General features: G+C 67.0%; 6 protein-coding genes. 1 reads left to right on the forward strand and 5 read right to left on the reverse strand.

Features of this window, described 5'->3' with window-relative positions; all coding sequences use genetic code 11:
- The 4 genes from VNN10_12490 to VNN10_12505 all read right to left on the reverse strand — a co-directional run.
- The coding region (locus VNN10_12490; protein ID HXH22836.1) for a hypothetical protein at nt 1-189 on the reverse strand (189 nt) is incomplete at its 3' end.
- 137 nt (nt 190-326) lie between these two features.
- Nucleotides 327-914: a hypothetical protein gene (locus VNN10_12495; protein HXH22837.1), complete on the reverse strand. Its 588-nt coding sequence runs from the start codon at nt 912-914 to the stop codon at nt 327-329.
- A 668-nt stretch (nt 915-1582) separates the two neighbouring features.
- The gene (locus VNN10_12500) at nt 1583-3502 is read right to left on the reverse strand and encodes a C39 family peptidase (protein HXH22838.1); all 1920 of its coding nucleotides are present in this window, start codon (nt 3500-3502) and stop codon (nt 1583-1585) included.
- A gap of 221 nt (nt 3503-3723) precedes the next feature.
- Nucleotides 3724-5523 (reverse strand): ABC transporter substrate-binding protein, encoded by a 1800-nt coding sequence (locus VNN10_12505; protein HXH22839.1) that lies wholly within the window; start codon nt 5521-5523, stop codon nt 3724-3726.
- A 331-nt stretch (nt 5524-5854) separates the two neighbouring features.
- Between VNN10_12505 and VNN10_12510 the strand changes: the two genes are divergently transcribed.
- Nucleotides 5855-6550, forward strand: a complete 696-nt coding sequence (locus VNN10_12510) for a TetR/AcrR family transcriptional regulator (GenBank protein HXH22840.1) — start codon at nt 5855-5857, stop codon at nt 6548-6550.
- On the opposite strand, the gene VNN10_12515 is transcribed toward VNN10_12510, so the two are convergent.
- Nucleotides 6547-7020 (reverse strand): response regulator (locus VNN10_12515; protein ID HXH22841.1); only part of this gene is annotated, 474 nt, incomplete at its 5' end. The two genes, VNN10_12510 and VNN10_12515, sit on opposite strands and share 4 nt — an antisense overlap.

Here is a 7020-nt window from a genome sequence, read left to right on the forward strand (position 1 = left end):
CGGGCGTCGATTAGTGCTGGTCATCAGGCGCGCGAAGCCGGAGTTCCCCAGCGCGCGCTGCAGGCGGCGCACGTTCATGCGCGCCAGCGGCTCCATACCACGGGGAGGCGCCTTGAGCCCGCGACTCGCGCGCGCAGGGGCCTTCGCCCGCTGGCGGACTACCTCCGGGGCACGCTCTGCCTGGTCCATCCGCGGATGTACCTCCGTCCAGAGCCAAGACTACTAGCGGCAGATTGAGGAAATGTTGATTGGGTTGCGCCTGGAGGCCGGAGCGCAGGCCTGCGCCCGGCGCCTGCTGCTCCGGCCGCGGGCGCGCGACGACGGCCTCAGGAGAGGCGTCGTCTCAGGATGGGGGCTATGAGGACGGCGGCGAGAGCGATGGCAATCGCGGCTGCAGGTCCCGGCCGCGGCGCCGCGAGCCCGCCATCGCCGGTCGAGGGAGGGCGGATGCCGGCCGGCGCCCCGGTCCCCAAGCCGACGCCCACGCCGGTGCCGGTGCCTGTCCCTGTCCCGGCTGCGGCGCCCGCGGCCTGGGCCGTGCCTGTCGCCGCGGCTGCCGAGGGCGCCCCCGGCGTACCGGCGCCAGCCACGGGCGCGACCGTTGTCGGCGACGGCGTAGCCGTGGGGGCGGGCGTTGGTGAGGGCGTCGGCGTCGGGCAGGTGACCCTGAACTCCACGACGCCGAAGGCCGCGCCCGCGGCCGCGGTCACGACGACTTCGCGCGTGTCTCCCGGGGGAGCGGTGTAGACAACGTTGGCGGCACCAGAGAGGGTTGTGGTAGAGGTTGGGTTGAGAGTCCCGAAGTTCGTCAGGAGATTAACCGGCGTTCCGTCTGGGACTGGATTACCCACGCCATCGGTGACCATCACGAGTACGAATACGGAGGCGCCGCACTCAACGGCCTGGGCGGGCACCGAGAGCCTCACAGCGACCCTCGCGGGGGCCGCGCTGCCGCCAGGCGCCGGGCTTGGTATGCACTGCATGGTGGTGGTCATCGTGGCGCCGCCCTGGGTAATCGAGAAGGTCACCTGCCCGGGTGAGGTGCAGAGCCACGCGGCACTCGTGAAGTGACTGTCGATTGTTTCCTCGGGCCCGGGGTCATTTGGCGCAGGGTCGTCTATATCGTTGATGCAGTCCGCACTGTACGTAAGCTGGTTACTTCCTACGCCGGTCGGCGCACAGTCGTTGGAAAAAGCGTCCTGAATCCTCGTGAAGATGCCGCCCGAAAAGAATCTCCCCGGACCGGATCCTGTGACGGTCACGGCCGATGACGTACCGGCAAGGTCATCCTGCACGCCATAGCTCACAGACGCCGTGAAACCGACAAATGTCGGAGAAGTCACGGTGAGACAGCACGGCGCGGCCTCTCCCGGCGTGGACGCCTGGTCCGCTAACGAAGCTAGGGCTGCCACGACGAGGCCCGCAAAGGCGAGGATTGAAACACGAATCGCTGCCCGACTCATCCTGGACCAGGCCCTCCAAGCCGCTGCGGCCGGCTCCCGCTCTTGGGCTCTCTCAATCGAGCCGGAGTATATGTTTTATTGGATTGGCGGGTCAACGATTCGCGGCCAGCCATCGCCACTTAGTCACACCTTCGAACGTAAATGATGTTCGTGTGAACAATCCGGCTCCCTACAAGTATCTCGAGTCTGTAGTCCTCGTCATCATTGAAGGCCGGGTCGACCACGCTGCGCGGAGCCGGCGATAACGTCTCTGTGTGGAAGGTCGTCCAGGGCGAAGGAACAGGTGTCCCGGAACTCGTGTAGACGCGCCTCTGCACGCGGACAGTACCGGTCGCCGTACCCATGATCTGCCAGTTCACCGTGTTGTTGCATCCCGGAGTGACGGAAAAGAGCGTGACGCAGATCGGGGTGACGGTGACCGTCTGGGAGAGGAACTGCACACCCTGGCTGTTGGTCGCGCGGATCTGGTAGGTCCACGTCCCGGGCTGGAATTGGTCCTGGAAGGACTTCGGGCCGATGGTCGTGCCGTGGATGGTCGCGCCGTTGCGTCGCAGCTCGACAATGCCCGCCAGGTCGCCACTGACCGTCCAGGAGAGAGTCGTATGGCAGCCAGGCGCGCCGGTGCCCACCTGTGATTCAGACAGCACGGCGGTAATAGTGCTGATCGTCATGGCTGGGGCCGGCGTCCGGGTCGAGCTCGGCTCGGCCGTCGGCGTCTCGGTGTCGGCGGGAGGAGGCGGTTCGGTCGGCGGCACCGGCGTAGCGGTGGCCCGGGCCGGCGGCGGCGTGGAGGTAGCGACAGCCTGCCCGGCGGACGTTGGCGTCCCCGTGGCAGTCGCCCCCGCGGTGGAGGTCGGGGTCGGCGTGGGTGTGGTGGGCGCGGAGGGCGCTCCGGGGTCGTAGTCGATCTGGTAGGTGACGTTCCGGCCGCCGCTGCGCGTCTCCATCTTCAGCCGGCCGTTGATGTCGTAGGCGTACACCACGGACGCGGAGTCATCGCCGCCGGGATTGACCACTTCGACTTTGTAGATGCCCTTCTCAGGGTTCGGGATGAAGATCGTGTTCACGCCGGCCCCGTCCGGCGGCGGCCGCTCGGTGCAGGTCGGGTCTCGCCAGGCCTCCTCGAAGCGGTAGGTGGCGCCGGGAATCTGGGACTGCGCCGACTTCTCGGCCTCGGCGGGACTGCCTCCTGTGAGCGTGCCGACGACACGTCCCTGGGGGTCCGTGACCCGTACGCGCATGTTAGCCGGCACGGAGATGAGCAGCGCCCGGCGGTCTTCGCTGGGCTGGAAGAGCCTGCTACTTTTCACCCTCCCACGGTAAGAGGCCAGAGTGGTGCGGTCTCGATAGAAGGGGTCATTGATCAGAATCTGGTCGCCCTGGAGGCCAACGGCGGCGATGAAGTGGCCGGGCACCTCCAGGATCACGGGCCGGCCGGCCTCGAGTTCGCTGCGGACCTCGGCCTCGCTGCCGTTGCCCCAGCCCTTGTAGCGCAGCGGCTTCGCGTTTTCGGCCGGCAGCGCCGCGGTGAGGTTGTTCACCGCGGTCCAGACCACGTTGCCGTACTGGTAACCCTGGCTCACCCAGCCCGAGGTGGTCAACTGAGCGTTCTGGTTGAACCAGCCGTTCAGGCTGGAGGGGTTCAGGCCGGCGCCTTCCGGCGTGTTGACGACGTTGAACAGCCGCAGCACCGTGGCCACCGAGGTCATCGCGCAGCCGCACTCAGCGATGGTGCGGCCACAGCCGACGTCCTGCTTGGCGCCGTGGTCGTACTCCTGGTTGCCCCAGACGGGGTCGTTCTGGGCGAAGAGGGGCGGCTCGTCGGCGGCGCCGTCGGCTGTAGGGACGCGGGTCGCGGTCGGCCGCGGGCTGGGGGCGCGGGTGGCGGCGGCCTCGGCAGCGGCGCGCTGGCTGGGCGAGCAGAGGTGGACGCCGTCATACTTCGCTTCGGCGTTTACCTCATCGTCGCCGCGGAGCAGGAAGTAGGCGATGAGTGCGGCGATTAACAGGAGGACGACCGCGATAGTCTTGCGCGGCATCCGGCCCACTCCCCCCGAGAGCTAATTGCGACCCGTGCGAGACGCGGGCAGCATACACGATCGCGACGCCTCACGGCATACAAGACCGCGCCTCTTCGAGCCGGCCTGTGAGGTCTCGAGGGACGCCTCTCGAGGTGGGGTGCCGCCGCCACCGCAAGTGGCGCCCGGCCGCTGACGGCGCAGGCCCGAGCGCGGTGCAGCGAAAGCGCTCGGGCCGCGTCCTAAGTCCTCTTCGACTGGTCGTACCAGCGATACATGTAGGTCTGCTGGCCGCTGCCGGCGCCGCGCCAGAGGAGGTAATTGCCGACGAACGGCCATGCCATGTTGGCGAAGCCGAGGGCGGCCCCGGGCGCGATGAGCGAGGGCATGGTCTTCGCCGTGTGACGCTGGAACTCCTTCAACAGCTCGATACGGCGTTCGCGGTTCAACTCCTTGCGCTGCTGCTCGATCAGAGAGTCGAGGGTCGCGTCTTCGTAGCCGTGCCAGACGCGAATGCTCTTGCTGTGGAAGTAAGCCTGGACATGTCCGTCGATCTCGGGATAGGTGTTCGCTGACCCCTGAGCGATGCCGTCGTAGCGGCCGTTGCCATAGTGGTACTTGCCGGGATTCGTGGATAGCCATTCAGTGCTGTAGTCGGGCGTGTTGAAGGTGAACTTGAAATCGCCCTCCGCCTCCAGCATGCCCTTCAGCACCTCCGCCTGCTTCACGTAGGTGCTCGAGTAACCGTTCGGCGTGTAGTGAAAGACGGACTCGATCGTCCTGTTGAAGCCTGCCGCCCTCAGGAGAGCCTTTGCTTCCTTCGGGTCGTAGCGGAAGAACTTCGCGCCCTCCCCGAGTTCTCGCCCTTCAGGGTCAAGCCAGATGCCTTCCTCGCCGCTCGAGATGTGCGTGTTGAGGCGGACAGCCTGGTTCAGCCCCTCCCTGGCAAGCGGCGACACGTTGTAAAAGGTGTCCACCCAGAGCTTCCTGTCGATGAGCATGGAAGCGGCCTTGCGCACGCGATCGTCGCGGAAGGGTTGGCCGGGGTTGTTGCTGAAGCCTACCCAGGGGGTAGTCGCGCGGGTGAACGCCTCTTCCTGCATGAGGAGCAACTGGGGGATGTCCCGTTTCATAGTCAGGAGGTCCTCCGCCCTCACGGCATAGGACCAAAGGTTTCCGGACCGGAACTGAGCCAGACCGGTCGCGTACTCGGGGATGATGTAGATGTCGACGCCGTCCAGGTACATCTTGTCGGCGTCGTACCAGTCCGGGTTTCGGCGGTACTCGTAGCCCAAGCTGCGCGAGTACTTCTCGAGGCGGAAAGCGCCGCTTCCCCGCATTTCGCCGCGCGGGTCGAAGCCGCTCGCGCCTCCTTCGGCCTCGCGAGGCATGATCGGGAGGTGGCGGGAGTAGGCAAGCATTTGCAGGAGCGGCGCGTACGGGAATGCGAGCTTCATCACGACTGTGCGGTTGTCAGGCGTGGTCACGCTCTGGATTGGCGCGTCCTGGGCCGCAGAGTTGGCCAGGATCGTCCTGCTCGATGACTTGCTCGCGAAGAGGTCCCAGCTCCATTTGACGTCCGCGGCGTCCAAGGGCCGTCCGCTCGTGGGGGGCCGGGGGTCCAGCTTTCCGTTGGGCCGCAGCTTGAACGTGTACTGCAGGCCATCTGCGGTGATCTCCCAAGACTCGGCCGCGTCCGCCTCGACCTCGCCGGCGTAGGCGGCGGGATACTTGACCATCTTGTTGCGGACGAGGAACGGGTAGACGAAGACGGCCTGGGCCGAGACGGCCGCGTTGTTGCCGGCGATGCCATCGAAGTTGGCCGCCTCGGTCGTTACGAAGTATTGGTAAACGCCGCCGCGGGTTGCCTTGTTCGTAGTGTCCAGCGGCTTGCTGAGGAGCCCGCCTGCATCCCTTCCGCCCGAGTCATCGCCTCCGCCGCCGCAGCCGACGATTCCGGCGGCGAGCGCGCCACCGCCTAGGACTGCCGCCGACTGGAGAAGGCGGCGACGCCCGGCGGTCTTGTACCAGTAGCTTTTCATCGAGCTGCCCCCTGTGTGACACATCGGGACGCCGGACGCGCCCCGACGGATGTGTGCGGCCCTAGGAGAAGTGCTCAGATGGGTTCGCCAGCGGCATCGCCTCCAGCCCCAGCGCCGGGCTTGACGGCAGGCCGGCCTCACCGGCAGAGGGTTCGATTTAACGATAGTTAAGCGAATTATGGTGAGGCTCGAGGGCTTGTCAAGTCACAAGTGTGCGGGGACCAGGTCCGCCGCTCGCCTGCCGCCTGACCGGCCTCAAGGCAGGCGCGGCTTGCCCATCGAGGCTCCAACGCCCAGAATCTCCCTAATCCTGTCGATCCGAGGTGCGAGAGTGGCCAACCGCGGCCAGGCGAGACGAAAGCGGACGGCCCCACCAGAAGCGGAGGCGCCGCCGAGCGACGTCAAGGAGCGCATCTATAACGCCGCGCTCTCACTCTTCGGCCGGAAGGGTTATGCTGCCGTCTCCGTGCGCGAGATCTGCCGCGAGGCTCGCACGACGCCGCCGATGGTGTACTACTACTTCGGCAGCAAACGCGGGCTCTACCGCGCCATCCTCGATGAGAGTATCCAGTACCGCCGCCGCCAGGTGGAGGAGGCCCTGAAGTCGGGGGGCACGCCCCTGGAGCGGCTGCGGGGGGTGCTCGAGGCCTGGGCGGGTGCCGGCGAGGAGCCGGCGCTGAAGGCGCTGCGGGCCTTCTTCTCGCGCGAGCTCTTCGGCCTCGGCAGCGAGATGTACGCCCGCCGCGTCGAAGACTCCGACCGGGCCTTCCGCCAGACCCTCAAGAAGATCATTCAAGACGGGATCGACCAGGGGGTGTTCCGGCCGGTCCGCGTGGAAATGACCGTGCTCGCCATCACGGGCATCCTCCACACGTTCTCCCGACGCATCGCCCTGGGCGCGCCCCTGAGCCTGGACGAGGCGGTGCACCAGGTGATGGACGGCTTCGTCTACGGTCTCGCCGTCCGCCCCGAAGCTCCCGCCGCCCCGCCAGAGCCGGGGGAGGTAGCCGCCGCCCTGCTCCGCTAGGAGACCTGCTGGTCGCCGATCTGCAAGAGCCGATGCGTTTCGGCGACGAGGCGGATGTCGACGTGGCTCTTGTCTATGAGGACGATGCCCAGGGCTTCGGCCTGCCGCACCACCCAGGGATAGGCCGCCTCTCCCGTCTGCATGATCACGGGCACGTGCGATCCCCGGTGCTGCCGCAACGCCTCGATTACGTGCCATCCCGTCCGGCGCGGCATGTCGAGGTCGGTGATCAGCAGGTCGAGCGGCCTCGCCAGGTCCTCGATGTACTCGATCGCCTCCTGTCCGTCGGCGGCGCCGATGAAGCGCAACGTCTGGCCCCGGAACAAGCCGATGATGCGCTCCATGTAGGCCGGGATGTCCTCCGCTAGCAGCACGTGGTGGCTCCACCGGCCGTCATTCGATTGCCCGGCGCTCATGTCTCCTGGCTTATACGTCCGCGCCGGCGGCAGGCGCAACCCTTGGTGCCGCCT

The sequence above is a fragment of the Dehalococcoidia bacterium genome, from assembly GCA_035574915.1.
GTDB lineage: Bacteria > Chloroflexota > Dehalococcoidia > DSTF01 > WHTK01 > DATLYJ01.

Excerpts from the sequence above, each read along its gene's own strand:
- VNN10_12500 (HXH22838.1), bottom strand. The coding sequence starts at position 3,502 with ATGCCGCGCAAGACTATCGCGGTCGTCCTCCTGTTAATCGCCGCACTC.
- VNN10_12505 (HXH22839.1), bottom strand. The coding sequence starts at position 5,523 with ATGAAAAGCTACTGGTACAAGACCGCCGGGCGTCGCCGCCTTCTCCAG.